We start from the raw sequence: 22,654 nt of genomic DNA on the forward strand, positions 1-22,654 counted from the left end.
CGCCGCGACGCGAGCCGCAAGGGACACCATGCTCGACGCCTTTACCCGACTGTCGATCCGCCACAAGCTGATGGGCATCATGCTGCTGACTGCCGGCAGCGTGCTGTTCCTGGCGATGGTGGCAATGGCCGTCAACGAGGCGCTGACCCTGCAGCGCACCACCCGCTCGCAGCTCGCCGCACTGGCCGATGTCATCGCATCGAGCTCGCGCGCAGCGCTGTCACTGAATGATCCGCTGTCAGCGCTGGAAACCTTCGACGCGCTGCGCAGCAAGAGCAACATCGTCTATGCCGTGCTGACCACGCCGGACGGGCGCATCTTCGCCGCCTACCACCGTCCGGGCAGCGGCGAAATGCCGGACGATTCGCGCTTCGGCCCCGCCACCGAGGGCGGCCACCGCTTCCTTGAGGCCAGCGGTCAGGTGCACCTGATCAAGCCGGTACTGATCGAATGGCAGGTGGTCGGCACACTGCACCTGGCAGCGGATTTCGGCGAGCTGTACGCCAGCCTCGGCCGCTACATGCTGCTGCTGGCACTGCTGATGCTCGGTTCTTTTATCTTCGCAGTCCTGATCGCCTCGAAGCTGCAGCGCATCATCTCCGGGCCGATCCTGCGCCTGCAGCTGGCGATGAAGCGCGTCAGCGACACCCGTGACTACGCGGTGCGCGTCGAAGCCGATACCCAGGACGAGCTCGGCGCGCTGGTCGGCGGCTTCAACGACATGCTCGAACAGATCCAGAGCCGCGACGGCGAGCTGGCGCGCTACAGCGCCCGCCTGGCCGAGGACGTCGAGCGACGCACGCATGAGCTGATCGCCACCAATCGCGAACTGCAGTCGCTGGTGGTCGAACTGCGCGAGCAGAAAGAACGCGCCGAGGCTGCCAGTCGCGCCAAGTCGCAGTTCCTCGCCAACGTCAGCCACGAGATCCGCACGCCGATGAACGGCATGCTCGGCATGACCGAGCTGCTGCGCCACACCGCGCTCAACGAGCGCCAGCAGCAGCTCACCGGCCTGATTCAGCGCTCCGGGCAGACGCTGCTCGGCATCATCAACGACATCCTCGACCTCTCGCGCATCGAAGCCGGCCGCTTCGAACTGGAGGAAGCCGACTTCGAGCTGCGCCCGCAGCTCGAACAGACCCTCGAACTCTACCGCGAGGAAGCCCGCCGCCGTGGCCTGGAGCTGAGCACCCGCTTCGCCGCGCACCTGCCGAGCCACGTCCGCGGCGACCCCGGCCGCCTCGGCCAGATCCTCGGCAATCTGTTGTCGAACGCGCTCAAGTTCACGCCCAGCGGGCAGATTCGCGTGCGCGTCGACGCGCTCGCCGGACGCCATGGCCACGTCACCCTGGGCTTCGAAGTCAGCGACACCGGCATCGGCATCGCCGCAGAAGATCAGGCGCGCATCTTCGACGCCTTCACCCAGACCGACCCGTCGAGCACCCGCCGCCACGGCGGCACCGGGCTGGGCCTGACCATCGCCCGCCAGCTGGTCGAGCGCATGGGCGGCCAGATCGGCCTGAGCAGCGCTCCCGGTCAGGGCACCAGTTTCTGGTTCACCGTGCAGATCAAATGCGTCAGCACGGCGGCGGAGCCGCAGGCCGAACCCCTGCGCGGCATGCGTGTGGTGCTGGTCGGGTTTCCCGAGGCGCGCTGCAACGAGCTGCACGCCCGCCTGCAGCGCTGGGGGATCATCGACTGTGCTGCCGACGATGCCGCCAGCGCCTTCGACCGGCTCGCCCGCCAGGCCGGCGCCTCGACCCCCTGTGGCGCACTGCTGGCCCACGCCGGCCTGCCTGCCGCAACGCTGACCGAGCTCGGCGAACGGCTGCAGGCCTTCGAGCTGCCACTGCTGTTGCTTGGCGACACCGAAGCGGCGCCGGGCGGCCGCTGCGAAGTGCTCAACGGCTGGCCGCCGCCGGACGCGGCGCTGCTCGCCGCGCTCGGCCGCTGCCGCGAACGCAAGCCCACCGCCGCAACGCCGCCACCGCTGCCGGCCGGCACTCTGCGCTGCGCTGCCCGTGTACTGCTGGCCGAGGACAACGCCATCAACGAGGAAGTGGCGCGCACGATGCTGCGTGAACTCGGCTGCACCGTGACCTCGGTCGACAACGGTCGCGATGCGGTCGACGCGGTACGCGACGGCGACTACGACCTGGTGTTCATGGACGGGCAGATGCCGGTACTCGACGGCCTCGACGCCACCCGCGAGATCCGCGCAATGGAAGCCAAGAGCGACCGCGCCCGCACGCCAATCGTCGCGCTGACCGCACATGCCGTGCGCGGCGACCGCGAGCGCTATCTGGCCGCCGGCATGGATGACTACATCAGCAAGCCGTTCACCACCGCCGATCTGCAGCGCGCGCTGGCACGCTGGTGCCGGCGGGCCGCAAACAACCCCTGCAGCCAGCGGGTGATTCAGACCGTGCGCAAGTAGGACTCGTATTCGAGCGGCGTCACCTGGCGGCCGAACTTCTCCAGCTCCTGCCAGCGGCAGGCGCTGTAGAGCTGGTGATAGGACTCGCCGAACACCTGCGGCAGCCACACCGAACGATCGAAAATCTCCAGCGCGTGCTTGAGCGCCGTCGGCAGCATCGGCACGTGCTCGCACTCATGGGCGTTGCCGCTGGTCGGCTCACCGGGGTCGAGGCGATTGACGATGCCGTGCCAGGCTCCGCCGAGCATCGCCGCCAGTGCCAGGTAGGGATTGGCATCGGCGCCGGCGACACGGTGCTCGACGCGCATCGCGTTGGTGTCGCCGGAGGGAATGCGCAGCGCCGTCGAGCGGTTGTCATACCCCCAGGTGGCGGCGATCGGCGCATGGCTGCCGGGCTGGAAACGGCGGAAGGAATTGGTGTTCGGCGCGTAGAAGCACATCGTCTCGCGCATCGTCGTCACCATGCCGGCGATGGCATGACGCAGCAGCGGGCTGCCCTGATGGCTGCCGTCATCAAACACGTTGCGGCCCTGCTGATCGAGCAGGCTGAAATGGATATGCATGCCGTTGCCGGCCAGCTCGCCGTAGGGCTTGGCCATGAAGGTCGCCGCCATCTGGTACTGCTGCGCGGCACCTTTGATGACGCGCTTGAGCAGCACGGCGTTGTCGGCGGCGAGGATGGCGTCGGGCTGGTGCTTGAGGTTGATCTCGAACTGGCTCGGCGCCTGCTCGGCGACGGTGGTGTCGACCGGCAGGTTCTGCAGCGCGCAGGCGCGCGAGACGGCGTCGAAGAAGTCCTCGAATTCGTGCAGCTCGTCGATGCCGTAGACCTGCGAGGTCCACTGCCGGCGGCTGTTGCTTGGCGAGATCGGCGGCTGTGGCGAACCATCCGCCGCCGCCTCGCGGTCGAGCAGATAAAACTCCAGCTCAAGCGCGACCACCGGCGTCAGCCCCATCTCGGCGAAGCGCGCCAGCACGCTGGCGAGCACATACCGCGGATCACCGAAGAACGGCGCGCCGTCGGGCTCGCGCATGGTCATCAGCATCTGTGCGGTCGGCCGGCGCAGCCAGGGTACCAGCGTCAGCGAACCGGGCACCGGCATGCACACGCTGTCGCGATCGCCGGTTTCCAGCACGATGCCACTCTCAAGGACGTCATTGCCCCAGATGTCGAGGGCGAACACCGAAGCCGGCATGCGCATGCCGTGCTCGGCGAAGCGGGTCACGGCGCTGCGTGGAATCCACTTGCCGCGCAGCACGCCGTTGGTGTCCGGGATCAGCATCTCGAACACTTCAATGTCGGGGTGGAGCTGCAGGAACTGCTCGACTTCTTCGCGGGCCGTGGCGGGTGTCGCGTTGGCGTTCATCGAAATTCCCCTTGGGTCTTTACGGCCGCCCTCCCCGGTCGGGATGGACGGGCGCGCCGTGGCGCGGTGTGCGCTTGACGCGACGGTTGTGATCACAAAAAATCCGGCAGATTGTGATCACATTGTCACGAACCTGTCGAGTACACCGCCTGATGCCGACACACCCATGTCTGCCGCGCTGAACCCCGCCGAGCGCGGCTGCGGCGCCACCCTGCAGGAGCAGGCCTACCAGTCGCTGCGCACCGCGATCATGTGCGGGCGTTTCGTCCCCGGCCACGCGCTGACCATCCGCGGCATCGCCGAAATGCTCGGCACCAGCCTGATGCCGGCGCGCGAGGCGCTGCGCCGGCTGGTTGCCGAGCGCGCGCTCGAACTGCTGCCGAACCGCCGCGTCAGCGTGCCGAAGATGACCCCGGCCCGGCTTGAAGAGCTGGCCGCGGCACGGCTGGCGCTGGAGCCGCTGGCAGCGGTGCGCGCACTACCGGCGATCGATACCGAGTGCCTGACACAGCTGCAGCGCATCGATGCCGAGATCGACGCCGCGCTGGCGGCCGGCGAAGTCGAGCGCTACCTGCTGAAGAACCAGGCTTTTCACCTGACGCTGTACCGCGCCGGCCATTCGCAGGTGTTGATTCCGCTGATCGAAAGCCTGTGGCTGCAGTTCGGTCCGTTCATGCGCATGATGCTCGGGCGCATCGGCGCCAGTTACGTGCTCGACCGCCACGTCGAGGCGCTCGACGCCATCACCCGCCGCGACGCGCTGGCGCTGCGCCTGGCGATCGAAGGCGACATCCGCGACGGCATGGGCTCGATCGGTCAGGAAGAACTGCTGCGCCTGTACCGCGCCGGCAGCTGAGCCGCGCGAAGCGCGGCAGCAAAAAGCGGGAATAAGCCCGCACACCACGCCGTCTCCTCGATAACGGCCCGACTGGCGGGCCTTGCGGAGACGCCGCGATGCACGATGAATCCACCCCGGATGCCACCCTCCCCGGCCCGCGCCTGAACCGCCGCCGCGCGCTGCAATGCCTGCTGTGGTCCGGCAGCGGCGCGCTGTGGGCGCTGCGCGGTGGCGTGCCGACGCTGCTCGGCGCGATCGGCGAGGCGCAGGCCGCCAGCGAAACCTTCAGCTTCGTCCAGATCAGCGACACGCACGTCGGCTTCAACAAGGCCGCCAACCCGGACACGCAGGCAACGCTGCAGCTCGCCATCGACAAGGTGCGTGCGCTGCAGCCACGCCCAACACTGATGCTGCACACCGGCGACGTCAGCCACCTGTCGAAACCCGAGGAATTCGACACCGCCGCGCAGCTGATCGGCGCCGCCGGGCTCGACACCTTCTACGTACCCGGTGAGCACGATGTGCTCGATGCCGACGGCGGCGCACTGTGGCGACAGCGCTACGGCCGCGGCACGCAGGGCGGCGGCTGGTACAGCTTCGAGCAGCACGGCGTGCACTTCATCGGCCTGGTCAACGTGCTCGACTTCAAGCCCGGCGGCCTTGGCCGACTCGGTAGCGAGCAACTCGACTGGCTGGCGCGGGACGTCAAGGGACTGGCCGCGTCGACGCCGATCGTGGTCTTCGCGCACATCCCGCTGTGGACAATCTACGCCGACTGGGGCTGGGGCACCGATGACGCCGCGCAGGCGCTGGCGCTGCTGCGCCGTTTCGGCTCGGTGACGGTGCTCAACGGTCACATCCACCAGACGCTGCAGAAAGTCGAAGGCCAGGTCAGCTTCCACACCGCGTTTTCCACCGCCTATCCGCAGCCGGCACCGGGCAGCGCCACCAATCCCGGCCCGCTGACGGTGCCGGCCGAGCGCCTGCGCAGCGTGCTCGGCATCCGCGACATCCGCTTCGCCGGCGGCAGCGCGCCGCGTTTCGACGATCTGCCCCTGGCCCAGGCCTGAACCGCGAGGAGAGCCGCCATGTCCGCCCTGTCCCTCCGCTGCATCACCCGCCGCCTCGCCGCCCTGCCGCTGGCACTGTTGCTGTGCGCCCCGGCCAGCGCCGCGACGCAGGTCACCGTGCTGATCCACGACTACGCCTTCGAGCCGCGCAATCTGGTCATCGCCCCCGGCACCGAGGTCATCTGGAAGAACGCCGACGCCGTACCCCACAACATCGTCGGCGTCGGTGCCGACGCCCATTTGCGCTCGCCGGCGCTCGATCAGGACGACAGCTACCGCAGCCGCTTCCCGAGCAGTGGCGAGTTCGACTACGTCTGCGGCCTGCATCCGCACATGCAGGGCCACATCAGCGTCCGCCCCTGAGCGCGGGCACAGCGAGCGCGCGGAGGCAAGGTGAACAGTGACACTCAACGGGCGCGGCAGCGCTTCGCCGAGGTGGTGATGCCGCAACTCGACGGCGGCGTGGCGCTGGCGCGCTGGCTGAGCGGCAATCACGCCGATGCCGAAGACATCGTGCAGGAAGCCTGCGCCCGCGCCTTCGCCGCAATCGGCGGCTACGCCGGCGGCGATGCGCGCGCCTGGTTCCTCACCATCGTGCGCAACACCGCGTATTCCTGGCTGGCCCGCCACCGCCCGCACCTGCAGCTGCGCGACGACGACCCGGCCGCCGCCGAGGCGCTGCACGGCGCCGTCGAGATCCCCGGCTTCGCCCGCCAGCCGGCGCCCGACCCGCAGGCCGCACTGATCGCCGCCGCCGATGCGCAGGCGCTGCACCAGGCCGTCGCCGAGCTGCCGAGCGTGTTTCGTGAGACGCTGGTACTGCGCGAATTCAACGGCCTGGACTATCGCCAGATCGCCGAGCTGACCGCCGTGCCGATCGGCACGGTGATGTCCCGCCTCGCCCGCGCCCGCGCGCAACTGCTGCGCCGCCTCGGCCGGAGACGCCCATGAACGACGACACCCCGCGAGCGCCGCTCGACGAGCACGACCGCCTGCTGCTGCAGGCCGAACTCGACGGCGAACTCGACACCGCCGGCAGCCTCGAACTGGCCCGCCGTCTGGCCGCCCGGCCGGCGCTGCGAGCCGAAGCCGAGCGCCTGCGCGCCCTGCAGCAGGCGCTGCAGAGCCTGCCGCCGGCCACCGCCAGCCCGGCACTGCACGCGCGGCTGGGTGAATTCCTGCCGCCAGCCGCGCCACCTGCAGCCCGCCGCGCCCGCCGCCAGCCCTGGCCGGCGCTCGCCGCCAGCGCCGTGCTCGGCGCGCTGCTGGCCGGCACGGCGAGCTGGCTCAGCTTCGCGCCGCGCAGCGGGGACGACTGGATCGAGGCCGCCGCCGCCGGCCATCGCCGCGCGCTGCTGTCCCAGCACACGCTCGACGTCGCCTCCTCCGACCGCCACACCGTCAAGCCCTGGCTGAGCAGCCGCCTCGGCATCGCGCCGACGGTCATCGATCTCGCCGCCGCCGGCTACCCGCTGCTCGGCGCGCGCATCGAAGTCATCGGCGGTCAGGCGGTGCCGACGCTGGTCTACGGCCACCGTGAGCACATGATCAGCCTCAGCCTGCGGCCGCTGAGCTCAGGCGCGACCGACGACGCCACACCGCAGCTGACGCCGGTCGCCGGCTATGCGGTGCTGAGCTGGCGCGAGCACGGGCTGGCGCATCTGGCGGTATCCGACATCGACCGCACCGGGCTGGAGGACTTCGTCAGCCGCTACCGCGCCGCCGAGCGCAGCGGTGGCAGCGGCGAGGCTGCCGCTCACCAGTGATCGTGCCGCTCGCGGCGCTCGGCACGGTAATTGGTCACTTCCAGCTCGATGCCGTCGGGGTCGCGAAAAAACGTCGCCCAGTAATCCGGCGCGTATTCGGCATAGCAGGCCGCTGCCGACGCCTCGATGCCGGCGGCGCGCAGGCGCGCGGCAACCGCCTCGACATCGGCGGGCATGTCGACGCGCAGGCAGACGTGATGCAGCCCGGGCGCATACGCGTCGAAGCGGGCACTGCTGCGCGCCGGACGCAGCACGTAGCCGAAATGGCGGTTGTAGTACTGCACGTGCGCGTCGCCGGCGAGCGTGAAGCGGTTCTTGCGAAACCCGAGCACGTCGAGCAGCACGCGATCGTAGAATGCCTCGGCGCGCGGCAGATCGCTGACGCTGATGTAGATGTGATCGATACCGCAGACTTCGATCATCGGTGCGCCTCCTCGTCGCCCTAGCGCCCCTGCAAACGCTGCCGCGCCGCTTCACCGAAGGCCGCGAACAGCGCGCTCGACAAGGGGTTGTCGCGGAATTTCCACTCCGGGTGCCACTGCACGCCGAGCGCGAACGCCGACGCCGCGGCCACGCGGGCGGCCTCGACCTGACCGTCCGGCGCCAGCGCCTCGACGATCAGCCCCGGCGCCAGGGTCGCCACGCCCTGCCAGTGCAGCGAGTTGACCATCGCCTGCTCGCTGCCGGCGAGCCCGGCGAGCACGCCGCCGGCCAGCAGCCGCACCGGGTGCGCCGGCGCGTACTGCACCTCGCGCGGCTGATCGGCCGGCTCGCAGTGATCGAGGCGGCCGGGAATTTCATGGAGGCGCGGGTGCAGCGTGCCGCCGAGGGCGACGTTGAGCTCCTGAAAACCGCGGCAGACGGCGAACAGCGGCACGCCACGGGCGATCGCGGCGCGGATCAGCGCCAGCGAGGTGGCGTCGCGCTGGGCGTCGCCGAGCATCTGCGGATCGGCCGGCGCGCCATACAGCGGCGGCGCGACGTTCGACAGGCTGCCGGGCAGGAACAGGCCGTCGAGGCGTTCGAGCAGTTCCTCCGCGCCGTAGAGCGTATCCAGCGCCTGCAGGTCGCGGCCGGCACCGCCGGCCGGAATCAGCAGCGGCAGGGCGCGGGCGCCATGGGCGACGGCGTCGATGTATTTCTCGGTGACGGCGTGGAACGGATGCTGGCCGATGGTCTTGACGTCGGCCAGCAGACCGATGACGGGCAGACGGTGGCTCACGGTGGATCTCCGGTACGTGCGCAGGGCTGGCTCGCATTCTCGCATGCGCCCCGTATAATGTGATCACATTTTCGCAGACTCAGCGCTCACGGAGATTCCCATGGAGATGCCCCGCACCCAGGCCGAGTGGTCGGCGTTCGCCGCGACGCTCCAGCCGCGCACGCAGTTGCTGATCGGCGGTGAATGGCAGGAGGCTGCCAGCGGTCGCCGCTTCGACTGTGTCAATCCGGCCAGCGGCCAGGTCTTCGCCCAGGTCGCCGAAGGCGATGCCGCCGACGTCGACCGCGCCGTCGCCGCCGCGCGCGCCGCCTTCGAGGACCGCCGCTGGGCCGGGAAACCGCCGGCGCAGCGCAAGCGCATCCTGCGCCGCTGGGCCGAGCTGATCGAAGCCAATGCCGCCGAGCTGGCGCTGCTGGAGACGCTCAACGTCGGCAAACCGATCAACGACGCCACACGCATCGACGTGCCGGCGACGGCGCGCTGCATCACCTGGTACGCCGAGGCCATCGACAAGGTCTATGACGAGGTCGCGCCGACCGCCGACAACACGCTGGCGCTGATCCGCCGCGAGCCGGTCGGTGTCGTCGCCATCGTCGTGCCGTGGAACTTCCCGCTGATCATGGCGGCGTGGAAGCTCGGCCCGGCGCTGGCCGCCGGCAACAGCGTGGTGCTCAAGCCCGCCGAGCAATCACCGCTGTCGGCGCTCAAGCTCGCCGAGCTGGCGCTCGAAGCCGGCCTGCCGCCGGGCGTGCTCAACGTCGTCACCGGCTTCGGCCCGACCGCCGGCCAGGCGCTCGGCCTGCACATGGATGTCGACTGCCTCGGCTTCACCGGCTCGACCGAGGTCGGCAAGCTGTTCCTGCAGTTCGCCGGACGCTCGAACATGAAGCAGGTCTGGCTCGAATGCGGCGGCAAGACGCCGCACGTCATCCTCGCCGACTGCCCTGACCCCGACGCTGCCGCCACCGCCGCGGCCTGGGGCATCTTCTTCAATCAGGGCGAGATGTGCACCGCCGGCTCGCGGCTGATCGTCGACCGTTCGCTCAAGGAGCGCGTCGTCGCCAAGATCGTCGAGGTCGGCCGCACGCTGATGCCGGGCGATCCGCTCGATCCGGCCACCCGGCTCGGCGCGCTGGTCAGCGAGGAGCAGTGGCGGCGCGTGCTCGGCTACATCGACGCCGGTCGTGACGCCGGCGCGCAGGTGGTGCTCGGCGGCCAGGCGGCGCGGCGTGACAGCGGCGGCTTCTTCGTCGAACCGACGGTATTCGACGGCGTCGACAACCGCATGCGCATCGCCCAGGAGGAAATCTTCGGCCCGGTGCTGTCGGTAATCGAGGTCGACGGCGCCGAAGCCGCACTGCAGGTCGCCAACGACACCATCTACGGCCTCGCCGCCGCGGTGTGGACCAGCGACCTGAACACCGCACATCGCATGGCCGCGCGCCTGCGGGCCGGGCTGGTGTGGGTCAACTGCTTCGATGCCGACGACATCACCACGCCGTTCGGCGGCTACAAGCAGTCCGGCATCGGCCGCGACAAGTCCCTGCATGCCTTCGACAAGTACACCGAACTGAAAACCGTGTGGATGCGCCTCGGCGACTGAGCCGGCATCCCGCAGGAGAACCCTGATGACCACTTCCCGCAGCAAGGCCGAATGGCAGGCGCTCGACAGCGCCCATCATCTGCATCCGTTCACCGACTACGCCGACCTGACGGCCAAGGGCTCGCGCATCATCACCCGTGCCGAGGGTGTCTACCTGTATGACGTCGACGGTCAGCGCATCCTCGACGGCATGTCCGGCCTGTGGTGCGTCAACGTCGGCTATGGCCGCCGCGAGCTGGCCGAGGTCGCCGGCCGGCAGATGCTGGAGCTGCCGTACTACAACAACTTCTTCCAGACCGCGCACCCGCCGGCGATCGAGCTGGCGCGCCAGCTGGTGGAGCTGGCGCCGGCGCACGTCACGCGCGTGTTCTTCACCGGCTCCGGCTCGGAGTCGGTCGATACCGCGATCCGCATGATCTGGCGCTACTGGCAGCTGCGCGATCAGCCGCAGCGCAACATCATCATCGGCCGCAAGAACGGCTACCACGGCTCGACCATCGGCGGCGCCAGCCTCGGCGGCATGGGCGCGATGCACAAGCAGCTGGCCTACCCGGTCGGCGGCATCGTGCACATCGAGCAGCCGTTCTGGTTCGGTGAGGGCGGCGATCTGAGCCCGGAGGAATTCGGCCTCGCCCGCGCCCGCCAGCTGGCGGACAAGATCGAGGAGCTCGGCCCGGAGCGCGTCGCGGCTTTCTTCGCCGAGCCGATCCAGGGCGCCGGCGGCGTCATCATTCCGCCGGCCAGCTACTGGCCGGAAATCCAGAAGATCTGCGACCGCTACGGCATCCTGCTGGTCGCCGACGAAGTCATCTGCGGTTTCGGCCGCACCGGCCAGTGGTTCGGCTCCGAGTACTACGGCATCAAGCCCGACCTGATGACCATCGCCAAGGGCCTGACCTCGGGCTATGTGCCGATGGGCGGCGTGCTGGTCGGCGAGCGTGTCGGCGATCTGCTCGGCAGCGAGGGCGGCGAGTTCTACCACGGCTTCACCTACTCCGGGCATCCGGTCGCCGCCGCGGTGGCGCTGGAAAATCTGCGCCTGCTGCGCGAGGAGCAGATCATCCAGCGCGTGCGCGAAGAGGCCGGCCCCTATCTGCAGCAGCGCTGGGGCACGCTGGCCGAGCACCCGCTGGTCGGCGAGGCGCGCGGGCTGGGCTTCTTCGGCGCGATCGAACTCGTCGCCGACAAGGCCTCGCGCCAACGCTTCGATGAAGACCTCAACGTCGGCATGCGCTGTCGCGAGCACTGCTTCAACAACGGCCTGGTGATGCGTGCCGTCGGCGACACGATGATCATCGCACCGCCCCTGGTGATGACGCATGCCGAGATCGACGAACTGGTCGAAAAGGCCTGGAAGTGCCTTGATCTGACAGCCAAAAGTCTGCGCAATTAAAAAAGTTCCGCTGTCGGAACAGATGACACAATTGTTAACATTTATCCATCCGGCGCTCAGCTAGCTTCACTGCTGCAGCGCCGCATCCACCAGCACTGTCATCGTTTTGCGCAGGGAAATCCGATGGATCGCACGACCTCCCCCCGCGTGCGTGATGACCGTGCGGTGCGCAGACTCAGAACTCATCCCGGAAGACCGATGCACGTCGTGGCATAGCGCCTGTCACCGTCCGTTGGTCTTGTTCAGGGAGAAGTCCAACCATGTCGCGCCCGCACTTTGCTGCTTTACTGCTCGTCGTTTTCACGCTGCTGTCGCCACCGCAGGCCGCTGCGCAACCGTACTCTGCGCTCTATGTCTTCGGTGACAGCCTCTCCGATACCGGCAACATTTCAGCGATCCAGTTTGCAGCCGGCAGCCCGCTGACGCTGCCCGCCGATCCCTATTATCAGGGACGCTTCAGCGACGGCCCGGTGTATGCCGAGCTGGTGGCCGCCGGGCTCGGCCTCGCGCCATTGCTGCCATCCGTGCACATGTTTGGTGCGCCGGCGAGCGGGAGCAACTACGCCGTTGGCGGCGCGCGCAGCGCCTATAACCTGCCCTTGCTGCAGTCCGGCATCCCGCAGCCGATCGTCGATGCTTCATCGATCGCCGGCGAGGTCGGCGCCTACATCAGCGGACTCGGCGGCGCCGCCGCCGACAGCGATGCGCTCTACATCTTCTTCGGCGGCTCGGACGACATGCTCGACGCGGTCGCGACGCTCGCCAGCGGCGGCAGCCTGAGTGACGCCCTGAGCCAGCTCAACGCCGCAGCGGCCAGCCTGATCAGCTCGATCGATGCGCTGATCGCCAGTGGCGTACAGCATCTGCTGGTGATGAACGTTCCCGACATCGGCAAACTGCCTTCGGTACTCGCGGCGGATGCCGCGGTCGCCGGCTTCTCCGCGCTGGTCTCGCAGCTGACCCAAAGCCTCAACAGTGCGCTGTGGAATCATCTGAACGCCGTCAGCGGCATCGATCTGATGCGCTTCGACACGTTCGCATTACTCGATGAAATCGTCGCCACCCCAAGCGCTTACGGGCTCACCAACATCACCGACAGCTGCTATCTGGGCGATTTCCTCGGCATCTACAACCCGGCCAATCCGTCGGCATGCAGCACCCCGTCGCAATACCTGCTGTTCGACACCGAGCATCCGTCGTCAGGCGTACACGCGATACTCGCCGCACAGGTGTTGGCGACCGTGCTGCCCGTCGCGGAGCCTTCCGAATTCCCCCTGCTGGCGCTCGGCCTGCTGTGCCTGGCAATCTTCTGTCAGCAGAGGCGAATCACTGTATGTCCCGGCCACGGCAGCCCGCGTTTGCCGAGCGCGCTCCGCCGGCACGCCCAGACAGCCTGAGTGCTCTGGCGGATTCGGCTGGCGGCTGATGACAGGATCGAATCCGCCTCGGCACAAACGGCGCCCGCAACCGACAGGCAGTTGCGGGTAGACATAACGGCACGGCATGTGCTTGAAATTTGCGCCTTTCGGGAACCGATGGGCGATTTTGGCGTCAATACGCCAGCGGCAACGCATGCAAGGCAGGATTCGCCGGATCAGAACGCTGCCGCCGCCCCGCTCGGGGCATCCATGAACATGCACACTATAAGGAGAAAAAGCATGAAGACCCGTTACGGAGCGCCCTCGGCGCGACATCAGGACCGCGCCCGACGCATGGCGTTGCTCGAAAACTGGCGCCAGCCGGCACTCAGCGAGCCCGTCGAACAGGCCAGCCCACTGGGCAGCAGTCCCTCTTCATCCAGCGACGACACCGTCTCTTCTCGCTGATCGGCAGACCCGAAACTCGCCTTTCGCCGTTGGGCACGGATACGCCCGACCGCGAGGGGCCTCACCGGCCAACCAGCCCCCGCCCCACGCATCAGCCACGCACGGTACCGACACGGCGCACCAGATCGATGTAATCGAACAGGTCGCTCAGCATGAAATGACGGTTTTCGATGACGCGCATATGCGTCACGGTGTGCGGCTCGCCATCGAGCCAGCGCATCGCGGTACGGCGAAACTGCGGCGGCAGCGAGAGATTGAACGCTGACGGCTTCGCCAGCAGCTTGCAGATCTGATCGAACAGCAGGCGGTAACGCTCATCTTCCTCCGCGAGATAGACGGAGGAGAAATCACCGCCATAGAGGCGGAACAGTTCCATGTAATCGTCGGCGTCAGGAGTATCCATGGCGTGCCACCAGCCGGCACGCGAGGGGGACGCTGCGACGGCGAAAAAGCGGACTCGGCAATCGTGCTGCGGCGCAATACCACAGTGACTGCATGGATACCTTGATTTCGCCCTCCACTCAAGCGCTTGTCGACGGCGGACAACAAAAGGCCCCGCGTTGCGGGGCCTGTTCGCTCAGCCGCGACAGGACTCAGCCGTGGCTGGACTCACCACACACCGGCAGGACCGGACCGTCGTTGCCGACGCGCGGCTCCAGGGGGAACACCACCACGCAGCCCTGCTGGCTGACGTGCCCCTGGGTCTGCTGCACCGACGCCGGCGTGGCCTGAGCCGGCTCGGCGCCCTGCGCGTACTTGTCGATGCCCGCCGCCCAGTACGGAGACGGGAAGCTGTCGCGCTCCCCGGCATGGGCCACGGAAAGGGCGGAAACGGCCAGCAGGCCGGCGACGAGAAGTCTGGCATTCATGATGAAAAACCTCGGCGATTCAATGCGGGTCGCGTGGCCTGCCGTCTGAACGGCGAGCGTTGGATGGACGACCCGGTAAGCTGTCCTGAACTGCCCCGGGCACGCACAGGGTGTCGGCAGTTCGCTGTGTCACGCCGCAGTACAAGGTGCTTGCGGTGGATGAGGTGCATTCTTGTCCTCATCCCGCATACCGATAAGACAGCGGATCGGTATAGTTTCCATGCCGCTGCGGCATGAATCGCAGCCATGACGCAGCCGATGACAAGCGCCGCGCTGCAAGACCGATTGACTGACCTCAGAGCGCGCCGGCTGCAGCGATCGGCGTTACCGTGTTCGTGCGGCGCCGCGGCGACCGCGTCCCTTCCCCGTCACGAACCGAGGTTTCCCCAAGATGCCCGCCACGATCTTCATCACCGGTGCCAGCTCCGGCTTCGGTGCCGCCACCGCCCGTCGCTTTGGCCAGGCGGGCTGGAATCTGGTGCTTGCCGGCCGCCGCCAGCCGCGGCTCGAAGCGCTGGCCGCCGAACTCGCCGCGCACTGCGCGGTGCACACGCTGGTGCTCGACGTGCGTGACCGCGCCGCCGTCGAGGCCGCCGTCGCTGCACTGCCGGAACCGTTTGCCGCCGTCGAAGTGCTGGTCAACAACGCCGGCCTGGCGCTCGGCACCGATCCGGCGCCGAGCTGCTCGCTCGATGACTGGGACACGATGATCGACACCAACATCAAGGGGCTGGTGTACTGCACCCGGCTGCTGCTGCCGGGGCTGATCGCCCGCGGCCGCGGCACCATCGTCAATCTCGGTTCGGTGGCCGGGCGCTGGCCGTATCCCGGCAGCCATGTCTACGGCGCCAGCAAGGCCTTCGTGAAGCAGTTCTCACTGAACCTGCGCTGCGATCTACTCGGCACCGGCGTGCGCGTCACCGATCTGGAGCCGGGCCTGTGCGAAAGCGAGTTCTCACTGGTGCGCTTCAGCGGTGACCAGACGCGCTATGACGCGCTGTATCAGGGTGCACACCCGATCCAGCCCGAGGACATCGCCGAAACCATCTGGTACATCGCCAACCTGCCGCCGCACCTGAACATCAACACGCTGGAACTGATGCCGGTGACGCAGGCCTGGAACAACTTCGCGATCCATCGCGACGCCTGAGACGGCGGGCGCCGGTGACGCCCGCGCGCCAGGCCCTTTCAGCCGAACAGCTTCGCCGCCAGCGTGGCGACGTGTTCACCCTGGAAGCGGGCGATCGCCAGCTCGTTGGCCGAAGGCTGGCGACTGCCGTCACCACCGGCGAGCGTGGTGGCGCCGTAGGGCGTACCGCCGGTGATCTCGTCCATATTGACCAGCCCGGCGCAGCTGTAGGGCACGCCGACGATGACCATGCCGTGATGCAGCAGCGTGGTGTGGAAGGAAGTGATCGTCGTCTCCTGACCGCCGTGCTGCGTGCCGGTGGAGGCGAACACGCTGCCGATCTTGCCGACCAGCGCACCGCGCGCCCACAGCCCGCCGGTCTGATCGAGGAAGCTGCGCATCTGCGAGCACATGTTCCCGAAACGTGTCGGCGTGCCGAAGATGATGGCGTCGTAGTCCACCAGCTCGGCGGGCGTGGCCACCGGCGCGGTCTGATCGAGCTTGGCGCCGGCCTTGCGGGCGATGTCTTCCGGCATCGTCTCCGGTACGCGCTTGAGCAGCACGGCGGTACCGGCCACCGAGGCGGCACCTTCAACCACGGCGCTGGCGAGCGTTTCGATGTGGCCGTACATGCTGTAGTAGAGGACGAGAATCTTGCTCATGGCGTGACTCCTGCGGGACGGGTCGCCAGAGTAAAGACCACGGCAGACGTGTGCGCCTCAGCCGACCGCTGCACCGTCGATGGCCAGGCGTGCCAGCTCGCACATTTCCTCGATCGACAACACGCGCTGCTCATCGAGGATGACCACGAACTGCTCGCCGATGCGCCCCATGCCGCGGATGAAGTCGGTGCGCACCCGTGCGCCGAAGGCCGGCGCCGGCTCGATGCGCTCGGCCGGCAGTTCGAGCACCTCGCAGACCGCATCGACGACCAGACCGACGTCGAATCGCTCCTCTCCGGTCTCGACGATGACGATGCAGGTGCGCCGTGCCGCCTGCACCGGCGGCGCGCCGAAGCGCGCGGCAAGGTCGATGATCGGCACCACGCGACCGCGCAGATTGATCACACCGCGGATGAACGCCGGCATCATCGGGATCGTCGTCACCCGCCCGTACTCGATGATCTCGCGGATGCGCAGAATGCCGAGCGCATACATTTCGCCGGCAACGACGAAGGTCAGCAGTTGCAGGGATTCCGCCGGTGCGGCCGCGCAGTCCTGACGAATCAGCTCTCCCACGAGGCGCCCTCCGCTCAATAGCGCACGAACTCGGCATCCGCCGGCTCGCCGCCGGCAACCACACGCCGCGCCAGCGGCCGGGCCGGCGGCACCGCGGTGTGGCGTTCGGCCGCCGGACGTGCAGCCAGCGCCTCGGTGCCGAGCTTGAAGAAGGCCATCAGCTGCTGCAGCTGTTCGGCCTGGCTCGACATTTCCTCGGCCGTCGCCGCCAGCTCCTCGGAGGCCGAGGCGTTCTGCTGCGTGGCCTGATTGAGCTGGCCCATCGCGGCGTTGATCTGCGCCACCCCGCTCGACTGCTCGACCGAGGCGGCGGCGATCTCCTGCACCAGATCCGAGGTCTTCTTGATCGACGGCACGATCTCTTCGAGCAGACTCCCGGCGCGTTCGGCGGTTTCGACGCTGCTGCCGGCGAGCGCGCCGATCTCCTGTGCCGCCACCTGGCTGCGCTCGGCGAGTTTGCGCACTTCGGCCGCGACCACCGCGAAGCCGCGGCCGTGCTCACCGGCGCGGGCGGCTTCGATCGCGGCGTTGAGCGCCAGCAGATTGGTCTGGTAGGCGATGTCATCGATGATGCCGATCTTGCCGGCGATCTGCTTCATCGCACCGACGGTCTCGCGCACCGCCCCGCCGCCTTCATCCGCCTCGCCGGCGACCTTGCTCGCCATCGTGTCGGTGAGCCGGGCGTTGTCAGTGTTCTGTGCGATCGAAGCCGACATCTGCTCCATCGAGGCACTGGTCTGCTCGACGCTCGCCGCCTGCTCGGAGCTGGCCTGCGACAGCGACTGCGCCGTGGCACTGACCTGCTCGGAGGCCGCGCCGAGCGCGCCGGCGGCTTCACGCACTTCGGTGATCAGTGTCGCCAGACGCTCGACGGTACTCTTCAGCGCACACAGCAGACTGTGCTGGTCACCGGGGCGCAGTGCGATCGTCACGCCAAGATCGCCCTCGGCGACGCGGTGCAGCACGCCGGCGGCGTAGTCCGGCTCGCCGCCGAGCTGGCGCAACAGCGTGCGGGCGATCCACCAGGCGACCACGACGCCGAGCAGCAGCGCCAGCGCGCCGAGACCGAGCAGCAGCAGCTGGCTGCGTCCCACCGTCGCGTCGGCGTCGATGCCGGTCTGACGCATCATCTCGCTCTGATAGGCGTTGAGCTTGTGCAGCGCGTCGATGTAATGCGCCTGCGACTGGCGCAGACGCTCGCCAAGCAGCTGCCGCGCCGTGTCGAAGTTGCCGCTGCGCAGCAGATTCGCCATCTCGCTCTGGTCGTCGAGATAGAGGCCGCGCGCCTCGACGGCGGCCTTCAGCAAGGCTTTGCCACGTTCGCTGTGGATCGTCTCATCCAGCTTGCCGAGGCGCTCGCCGATGGTTTTACGCGCCTCCTCCATCGTCGCCAGGCCGGTGCGAACGTCCTCCGGGCGCGTCGACAGCAGGGCATCGCGCTGACTGACGGCGATCGTATCGACCGCGTAGATGATGTCACTGGTCCACAGCGTCTTCGGGAAGCGGTCGTTGACCAGGCGCTCGACCTGCTCGTTGATGCGCTCCAGGCCGATGAAAGCGACACCGAGCGTGACGCCGAGCAGCACCAGCACGACGCCGAAGCCGAGTGCCAGACGCGTACCGACCTTCAGCTTGTTCATGGTTTGCAGGTCCTAGGCGAAAGAAGCAGGAAAAGGTCCGGCCGCCGACTCAGGCCGGGCTACGGGAAGGCAGAACAGGCCGGCGCTGCGCAGCGAGCTGCACCAGCGCGGCGATGTCGATGATCAGCGCGACTTCACCGCTGCCGAGAATCGTCGAGCCGCTGATCGCACGCAGCGGCGCGAACAGCGGACCAAGCGGCTTGATCACGGTCTGGAACTCACCGAACAGCTCATCGACGACGATGCCGGCGCGGCGCCCGCCGCACTGCACGACGACGACGCTGGCCCGCCGCGCACCGCCGCCAGCCGGCAGGCCGAACAGCTCGCGCAGGCACACCAGCGGCAGCGCGTGCTGGCGCAGATTGAGATATGGCGGGCAGACACCGGCACCCGCGGTATCGAGCTCGACGCATTCGACGACGCTGTCGAGCGGCACGACGAAGCGGCTGCCGCTGCAGCCGAGCAAAAAGCCGTCGATGATCGCCAGTGTCAGCGGCAGGCGGATGCGGAACACCGTGCCGGCACCCGGCGTCGAATGCACTTCGACGCTGCCGCGCAGGCTTTCGACGTTGCGCCGCACCACGTCCATGCCGACACCGCGGCCGGACAGCTGGGTGACACTGTCGCTGGTCGACAGTCCGGGCGCGAAGATCAACTCGGCCAGCCCACGGGCGTCGAGCTCGTGATCGGCGGTGATCAGACCGTTGGCGATGGCCTTGGCGCGGATGCGTTCGCGATCGAGTCCGCCGCCGTCGTCACCGACCTCGATGACCAGGCTGCCGCTGTCGTGAAAGGCGTCGAGGCGCAGATGGCCGCTGGCCGGCTTGCCGCGCGCCAGCCGCGTTTCGACCGGCTCAATGCCGTGGTCGATGGCGTTGCGCACCAGATGCATCAGCGGATCGCCGATCTTCTCGACCACGCTCTTGTCGAGCTCGGTTTCCTCACCGCTGATCTGCAGCGTGATCTCCTTGCCGAGCTCGTGGGCGACATCGCGGACGATGCGCTGAAACCGCACGAAGGTCTCGCCGATCGGCACCATGCGCAGCTGCAGCGCGCTGTCACGGATGCCGGCAACCAGCCGGCTCAGCGTCGAAGCGGCCTCCTCCAGTGCGGTATCGGCATGCTTCTGCGCCAGCAGCGCGACGGCGGCACCAGCGATGACCAGCTCACCGACCTGGTCGATCAGCGCATCGAGGTGCTCGGCCTGCACGCGCAGGAAGCGTGCGCTGGCAGCCTTGCGCTCGCGCACCTGGCCCTGGCGGCGCAGGGCTTCGTCGACGACCGCCGGCTCGACGCCGTGCTGATCGACGAGGATATGACCGAGCGGCGGCGACGGCTGTACCTCGGCCTGCCTGCGCAGGCCCTGTTCGAGCTCGACCCGACTCAGGCAGCCGCTGTTGACGAGGAGCTCACCGATGCGCAGATCGTCTTCCGGCAGCGCCCGCAGCAGCTCCAGATACTGCGCGGCGAGGCTGCGCGGCGGCAGGATGTGCAGCGTGCAGTCGTCGGCGACGAACTCGAAGGCGCCGGCGATGGTGTCGCGATCGACCGGCGAATCGAGGTCGATCTCGAAGCCGAGATAACAGGCTTCGGCATCGAAGTCCGCCAGCGCCGGCAGGCCATCGGTGACCGTGGCCACGCGCAGCAGGCGACCGAGCGTGCCGAGATAGCGGATGAACGACAGCGGGTCCATGCCGTTGCGCAGCACTTCGCGGCCGAAGCGCACCGAGATGTGCCAGAACTCCGGGCCGAGCGCGGCGCCGCCGCTGCGTTCGACGCGCTCCGGCAGCGTGCCGGCTGCTGCGGGCACCGGCGGTGGCGCCTCACCGAGCGCGCGCGCCAGCTCATCGAGTAACGCCTGACCGGCCTGCAGCAGGGCGGCGTCGGGCTCCTGAGCGGCGACGGCGGCATCGAGCAGCAGACCGATGTGGTCGCCGGCACGCAGCAGCAGTGCACCGAGCGCCGGCGTGAACGCCTGCTCGCCGCTGCGCAGCCGGTCGAGCGCGGTCTCGACACGGTGGGTGAAGCCGACGATGACATCGAGCTCGAACAACCCGGCCGAGCCCTTGATGGTGTGCGCGGCGCGGAACACCGCGTTCAGCCACTCGCCGTCCTGCGGATCGTGTTCGAGTGCCAGCAGACCGGCTTCGAGCTCCTGCAGGCGCTCGCGCGCCTCCTCGATGAAGGTCTGCCGGGCGGCCTCCAGGTTCATGCCGCTCATGCCGGCGCTCCGCCAGCGGGCAGCAATTGCGGGTCACCGAACAGGCCGCCGAGTTCGAGCAGCGCGAACACGTCGAGCACCGCCTGACTGTGGCCGCTCAGGCGCAGCGCATGGCCGGCCTGCGCCATCTCGCGCTTGGCCAGCAGCAGCACCTGCACGCCGCTGGTATCGAATTCGCTGACGCCGCTCAGGTCGATGTCGAGTTCGGTCTCGGCGTACAGCGGCACCAGCGCCGCATGCACCTCGGCGGCGTGATAGATCGTCAGCTCGCCGGCGATCGCCAGACGCTGCCCGTTACGATGGAGTTCGATCATCGCGGCGCTCAGGGCAGGATCAGCTTGGCGACGGCCGCCAGCATCGTCGCCGGCTGGAAGGGCTTGACCACCCAGGCCTTGGCACCGGCGGCCTGACCGGCGAGCTTTTTCTGCTCACCGGCTTCAGTGGTCAGCATGATCACCGGCACGAAGCGGTATTCGGCCCGCTTCTTGAGCTCGGTGACGAAGGTGATGCCATCCATCACCGGCATGTTGACGTCGCTGATGACCAGGTGGACCTTGCGACCGTCGAGGCGATTCAGTGCATCCTGGCCGTCACAGGCCTCGATGACCTCATAGCCGGCCTGTGTCAGCGCGATGTTGACGACCTGGCGCAGGGACGCGGAGTCGTCGACGATCATGATGGTTTTCGGCACGTTGCACGCTCCTTGAAACACCCTGGCCGATCCCGTCACGGTTGCGGCGCCGCCGCCACACTAGGAGGAATGACCGATTTCCTGGCTTGATGCCGATCAAGCGCCAGCCGGCACGAAAGCAGACAATTGTTTCCGCGATGCGTAACAGAAACGGTAGCCCATCGACTGTGTGCTGCCTCACTCGCATCGGCCGGCGGCAACGCGAGAATGGCTGGGCCATCATTGCCGTCATTCCAGAATTACACGCCAGCGGAGCGCGAGCGCATGTCACCCAGCCCCGAATCATCCAGCGAACTGCAGGCCGCCCTGGCACGTTGCCAGGCCGAGCTCGAACGCGAGCGCGATGCCCGCCAGGCGCTGCAGCGCCAGCTCGACGCCTGCAGTGCCGAACGCGATGCCCTGCGGCGCAACCCGTCATCAGCGGCCCTCGACGAGTTCTTCCACTCGGCGCTGCCGATCTGGCAGCGCCAGCTCGAATCGGTACAGACGCAGGGCAATGGCGCCATCAACGCCCTGGTCGGCCGCTTCGGTGCGCTGGTGCAACGCATCGAGGGCTCGGTCGGCAAGGAGCGCGATGGTGCACGCCGCAGCAATGACATTGGCGCGACGCTGCGCGAGGCCGATCAGGAACTCGGCGCGGTGCTCGCCGCGCTCGACACCGCGCGCGCCGGCCGTGAGGCGATCATCAGTGAACTCAGCGGCCTCGCCGGCCATACCGGTGAGCTGCGACGCATGACCGGCGAGGTCGACCGCATCGCCGCGCAGACCAAGCTGCTGGCGCTGAACGCGACCATCGAAGCGGTCCACGCCGGCGAGGCCGGGCGCGGTTTTGCCGTGGTCGCCGGCGAGGTGCGGCGGCTGGCCAACCAGTCGAGTGACGTGGCGCGCTCGATGGGAGCAAAGGCGAAAGAAATCGGCGAGGCGCTGGACGGCGCCTCGCGGGTCGCCGACCGTGAAACCGCACACAGCGCCAGCAGCCAGCAGCAAGCGGTGACGACGATCCATCACGTGCTGGAACGCTTCGAGGCACTGCTCGCGCAGGTCTCGGACAAGGGCGCACAGGTCGAAGCCACCGCCCGCGCGATCCGTGACGACATCAGCGCGATGCTGGTCGAGCTGCAGTTCCAGGACCGTGTCAGCCAGATCCTCAGCCAGGTCGCCAGCGAGCTGCAGCGCGGCCAGCACCTGCTGGCGGCGCCGGAACAGGCTGGCGATGCCGCCACGCTGCTGCAGACGATGACGCTCGGCTACACCACCAACGAGCAGTGGAACGCTCACCGCGGCGATGCCGCCGACAGCGGCAACAGCGGCGGCGGCGACATCACCTTCTTCTGAAGCGCCACC

At 68.3% G+C, this 22,654-nt stretch carries 23 protein-coding genes; 12 read left to right on the forward strand and 11 right to left on the reverse strand.

The window, feature by feature from the left end; translation table 11 throughout:
- Window positions 1-28 precede the first annotated feature (28 nt).
- Complete coding sequence (locus C7443_RS18315) at window positions 29-2,437, forward strand: ATP-binding protein (RefSeq protein WP_170123690.1); 2,409 nt, start codon at window positions 29-31, stop codon at window positions 2,435-2,437.
- Here the strand turns inward: C7443_RS18315 and C7443_RS18320 are convergent.
- Window positions 2,419-3,804 (reverse strand): glutamine synthetase family protein, encoded by a 1,386-nt coding sequence (locus C7443_RS18320; RefSeq protein ID WP_110020302.1) that lies wholly within the window; start codon window positions 3,802-3,804, stop codon window positions 2,419-2,421. The two genes, C7443_RS18315 and C7443_RS18320, sit on opposite strands and share 19 nt — an antisense overlap.
- 166 nt (window positions 3,805-3,970) lie before the next feature.
- Here C7443_RS18320 and C7443_RS18325 point away from each other — a divergent pair, with 166 nt between their 5' ends.
- From C7443_RS18325 to C7443_RS18345, 5 genes are all read left to right on the forward strand, one after another.
- Window positions 3,971-4,660: a GntR family transcriptional regulator gene (locus C7443_RS18325; RefSeq protein ID WP_110020304.1), complete on the forward strand. Its 690-nt coding sequence runs from the start codon at window positions 3,971-3,973 to the stop codon at window positions 4,658-4,660.
- Between the two features lie 98 nt (window positions 4,661-4,758).
- A complete protein-coding gene (locus C7443_RS18330; RefSeq protein ID WP_110020305.1) occupies window positions 4,759-5,712 on the forward strand; it encodes a metallophosphoesterase family protein in 954 nt (317 codons plus the stop codon).
- Window positions 5,713-5,730: 18 nt separating this feature from the next.
- Window positions 5,731-6,075: a cupredoxin domain-containing protein gene (locus C7443_RS18335; protein ID WP_110020307.1), complete on the forward strand. Its 345-nt coding sequence runs from the start codon at window positions 5,731-5,733 to the stop codon at window positions 6,073-6,075.
- A gap of 78 nt (window positions 6,076-6,153) precedes the next feature.
- Entirely contained in the window at window positions 6,154-6,663 is a 510-nt protein-coding gene (locus C7443_RS18340) for a sigma-70 family RNA polymerase sigma factor (protein ID WP_110020346.1), read from the forward strand.
- Complete coding sequence (locus C7443_RS18345) at window positions 6,660-7,478, forward strand: anti-sigma factor family protein (RefSeq protein WP_110020308.1); 819 nt, start codon at window positions 6,660-6,662, stop codon at window positions 7,476-7,478. The genes C7443_RS18340 and C7443_RS18345 overlap by 4 nt, the downstream gene beginning before the upstream one ends.
- Here C7443_RS18345 and C7443_RS18350 read toward each other — a convergent pair.
- Together C7443_RS18350 and C7443_RS18355 are read right to left on the reverse strand one after the other, a co-directional pair.
- Window positions 7,469-7,900 (reverse strand): VOC family protein, encoded by a 432-nt coding sequence (locus C7443_RS18350; RefSeq protein ID WP_110020310.1) that lies wholly within the window; start codon window positions 7,898-7,900, stop codon window positions 7,469-7,471. The genes C7443_RS18345 and C7443_RS18350 overlap by 10 nt on opposite strands.
- 20 nt (window positions 7,901-7,920) lie before the next feature.
- Window positions 7,921-8,700 carry a gamma-glutamyl-gamma-aminobutyrate hydrolase family protein gene (locus tag C7443_RS18355; protein WP_246004715.1) on the reverse strand — a complete coding sequence of 260 codons (780 nt, stop codon included), beginning with the start codon at window positions 8,698-8,700 and terminating at the stop codon, window positions 7,921-7,923.
- A 100-nt stretch (window positions 8,701-8,800) separates the two neighbouring features.
- On the opposite strand from C7443_RS18355, the gene C7443_RS18360 reads away from it, so the two are divergent.
- The 4 genes from C7443_RS18360 (at window position 8,801) to C7443_RS20215 (ending at window position 13,522) form a co-directional block, all read left to right on the forward strand.
- Window positions 8,801-10,303 (forward strand): aldehyde dehydrogenase, encoded by a 1,503-nt coding sequence (locus C7443_RS18360; RefSeq protein WP_425467112.1) that lies wholly within the window; start codon window positions 8,801-8,803, stop codon window positions 10,301-10,303.
- 25 nt (window positions 10,304-10,328) lie between these two features.
- The gene (locus C7443_RS18365; protein WP_110020313.1) at window positions 10,329-11,696 is read left to right on the forward strand and encodes an aspartate aminotransferase family protein; all 1,368 of its coding nucleotides are present in this window, start codon (window positions 10,329-10,331) and stop codon (window positions 11,694-11,696) included.
- 260 nt (window positions 11,697-11,956) lie between these two features.
- On the forward strand, window positions 11,957-13,093 hold the full coding sequence (locus C7443_RS18370) for an SGNH/GDSL hydrolase family protein (protein WP_110020315.1): 1,137 nt from the start codon (window positions 11,957-11,959) through the stop codon (window positions 13,091-13,093).
- Between the two features lie 261 nt (window positions 13,094-13,354).
- Window positions 13,355-13,522, forward strand: coding sequence for a hypothetical protein (locus C7443_RS20215; RefSeq protein WP_170123691.1), 168 nt, complete (start codon window positions 13,355-13,357; stop codon window positions 13,520-13,522).
- Window positions 13,523-13,613: 91 nt separating this feature from the next.
- Here the strand turns inward: C7443_RS20215 and C7443_RS18375 are convergent, their stop codons facing one another.
- Both C7443_RS18375 and C7443_RS18380 read right to left on the reverse strand, forming a co-directional pair.
- Window positions 13,614-13,925, reverse strand: coding sequence for a serine/threonine protein kinase (locus C7443_RS18375; RefSeq protein ID WP_110020317.1), 312 nt, complete (start codon window positions 13,923-13,925; stop codon window positions 13,614-13,616).
- A gap of 190 nt (window positions 13,926-14,115) precedes the next feature.
- Window positions 14,116-14,391, reverse strand: a complete 276-nt coding sequence (locus C7443_RS18380) for a hypothetical protein (RefSeq protein ID WP_110020318.1) — start codon at window positions 14,389-14,391, stop codon at window positions 14,116-14,118.
- A 391-nt stretch (window positions 14,392-14,782) separates the two neighbouring features.
- Here C7443_RS18380 and C7443_RS18385 point away from each other — a divergent pair, with 391 nt between their 5' ends.
- The gene (locus C7443_RS18385) at window positions 14,783-15,541 is read left to right on the forward strand and encodes an SDR family oxidoreductase (protein WP_110020320.1); all 759 of its coding nucleotides are present in this window, start codon (window positions 14,783-14,785) and stop codon (window positions 15,539-15,541) included.
- Window positions 15,542-15,579: 38 nt separating this feature from the next.
- Here the strand turns inward: C7443_RS18385 and wrbA are convergent, their stop codons facing one another.
- From wrbA to C7443_RS18415, 6 genes are read right to left on the reverse strand one after another with little or no spacing between them, the layout of a single operon-like run.
- Window positions 15,580-16,182 carry an NAD(P)H:quinone oxidoreductase gene (gene wrbA, locus C7443_RS18390; protein WP_110020322.1) on the reverse strand — a complete coding sequence of 201 codons (603 nt, stop codon included), beginning with the start codon at window positions 16,180-16,182 and terminating at the stop codon, window positions 15,580-15,582.
- Window positions 16,183-16,239: 57 nt separating this feature from the next.
- A complete protein-coding gene (locus tag C7443_RS18395; protein ID WP_246004716.1) occupies window positions 16,240-16,758 on the reverse strand; it encodes a chemotaxis protein CheW in 519 nt (172 codons plus the stop codon).
- A gap of 14 nt (window positions 16,759-16,772) precedes the next feature.
- Window positions 16,773-18,398, reverse strand: a complete 1,626-nt coding sequence (locus tag C7443_RS18400) for a methyl-accepting chemotaxis protein (protein WP_110020324.1) — start codon at window positions 18,396-18,398, stop codon at window positions 16,773-16,775.
- A 49-nt stretch (window positions 18,399-18,447) separates the two neighbouring features.
- Complete coding sequence (locus tag C7443_RS18405) at window positions 18,448-20,619, reverse strand: chemotaxis protein CheA (protein ID WP_246004717.1); 2,172 nt, start codon at window positions 20,617-20,619, stop codon at window positions 18,448-18,450.
- Entirely contained in the window at window positions 20,616-20,933 is a 318-nt protein-coding gene (locus tag C7443_RS18410; RefSeq protein ID WP_110020325.1) for an STAS domain-containing protein, read from the reverse strand. Before C7443_RS18410 ends, C7443_RS18405 begins: the two co-directional genes overlap by 4 nt.
- An 8-nt stretch (window positions 20,934-20,941) precedes the next feature.
- Window positions 20,942-21,310, reverse strand: a complete 369-nt coding sequence (locus tag C7443_RS18415) for a response regulator (protein ID WP_110020327.1) — start codon at window positions 21,308-21,310, stop codon at window positions 20,942-20,944.
- A 264-nt stretch (window positions 21,311-21,574) separates the two neighbouring features.
- Here C7443_RS18415 and C7443_RS18420 point away from each other — a divergent pair, with 264 nt between their 5' ends.
- A complete protein-coding gene (locus C7443_RS18420) occupies window positions 21,575-22,645 on the forward strand; it encodes a methyl-accepting chemotaxis protein (RefSeq protein WP_246004718.1) in 1,071 nt (356 codons plus the stop codon).
- Window positions 22,646-22,654: the final 9 nt, after the last annotated feature.

Source organism: Plasticicumulans acidivorans (assembly GCF_003182095.1).
Classification (GTDB): domain Bacteria; phylum Pseudomonadota; class Gammaproteobacteria; order Competibacterales; family Competibacteraceae; genus Plasticicumulans; species Plasticicumulans acidivorans.

Excerpts from the sequence above, each read along its gene's own strand:
- C7443_RS18320 (WP_110020302.1), bottom strand. The coding sequence starts at position 3,804 with ATGAACGCCAACGCGACACCCGCCACGGCCCGCGAAGAAGTCGAGCAG.
- C7443_RS18375 (WP_110020317.1), bottom strand. The coding sequence starts at position 13,925 with ATGGATACTCCTGACGCCGACGATTACATGGAACTGTTCCGCCTCTAT.
- C7443_RS18385 (WP_110020320.1), top strand. The coding sequence starts at position 14,783 with ATGCCCGCCACGATCTTCATCACCGGTGCCAGCTCCGGCTTCGGTGCC.
- C7443_RS18345 (WP_110020308.1), top strand. The coding sequence starts at position 6,660 with ATGAACGACGACACCCCGCGAGCGCCGCTCGACGAGCACGACCGCCTG.
- C7443_RS18370 (WP_110020315.1), top strand. The coding sequence starts at position 11,957 with ATGTCGCGCCCGCACTTTGCTGCTTTACTGCTCGTCGTTTTCACGCTG.
- C7443_RS18325 (WP_110020304.1), top strand. The coding sequence starts at position 3,971 with ATGTCTGCCGCGCTGAACCCCGCCGAGCGCGGCTGCGGCGCCACCCTG.
- C7443_RS18365 (WP_110020313.1), top strand. The coding sequence starts at position 10,329 with ATGACCACTTCCCGCAGCAAGGCCGAATGGCAGGCGCTCGACAGCGCC.
- C7443_RS18405 (WP_246004717.1), bottom strand. The coding sequence starts at position 20,619 with ATGAGCGGCATGAACCTGGAGGCCGCCCGGCAGACCTTCATCGAGGAG.
- C7443_RS18330 (WP_110020305.1), top strand. The coding sequence starts at position 4,759 with ATGCACGATGAATCCACCCCGGATGCCACCCTCCCCGGCCCGCGCCTG.
- C7443_RS18340 (WP_110020346.1), top strand. The coding sequence starts at position 6,154 with ATGCCGCAACTCGACGGCGGCGTGGCGCTGGCGCGCTGGCTGAGCGGC.
- C7443_RS18315 (WP_170123690.1), top strand. The coding sequence starts at position 29 with ATGCTCGACGCCTTTACCCGACTGTCGATCCGCCACAAGCTGATGGGC.
- C7443_RS20215 (WP_170123691.1), top strand. The coding sequence starts at position 13,355 with ATGAAGACCCGTTACGGAGCGCCCTCGGCGCGACATCAGGACCGCGCC.
- C7443_RS18420 (WP_246004718.1), top strand. The coding sequence starts at position 21,575 with ATGTCACCCAGCCCCGAATCATCCAGCGAACTGCAGGCCGCCCTGGCA.
- C7443_RS18380 (WP_110020318.1), bottom strand. The coding sequence starts at position 14,391 with ATGAATGCCAGACTTCTCGTCGCCGGCCTGCTGGCCGTTTCCGCCCTT.
- wrbA (WP_110020322.1), bottom strand. The coding sequence starts at position 16,182 with ATGAGCAAGATTCTCGTCCTCTACTACAGCATGTACGGCCACATCGAA.
- C7443_RS18350 (WP_110020310.1), bottom strand. The coding sequence starts at position 7,900 with ATGATCGAAGTCTGCGGTATCGATCACATCTACATCAGCGTCAGCGAT.
- C7443_RS18360 (WP_425467112.1), top strand. The coding sequence starts at position 8,801 with ATGGAGATGCCCCGCACCCAGGCCGAGTGGTCGGCGTTCGCCGCGACG.
- C7443_RS18400 (WP_110020324.1), bottom strand. The coding sequence starts at position 18,398 with ATGAACAAGCTGAAGGTCGGTACGCGTCTGGCACTCGGCTTCGGCGTC.
- C7443_RS18410 (WP_110020325.1), bottom strand. The coding sequence starts at position 20,933 with ATGATCGAACTCCATCGTAACGGGCAGCGTCTGGCGATCGCCGGCGAG.
- C7443_RS18335 (WP_110020307.1), top strand. The coding sequence starts at position 5,731 with ATGTCCGCCCTGTCCCTCCGCTGCATCACCCGCCGCCTCGCCGCCCTG.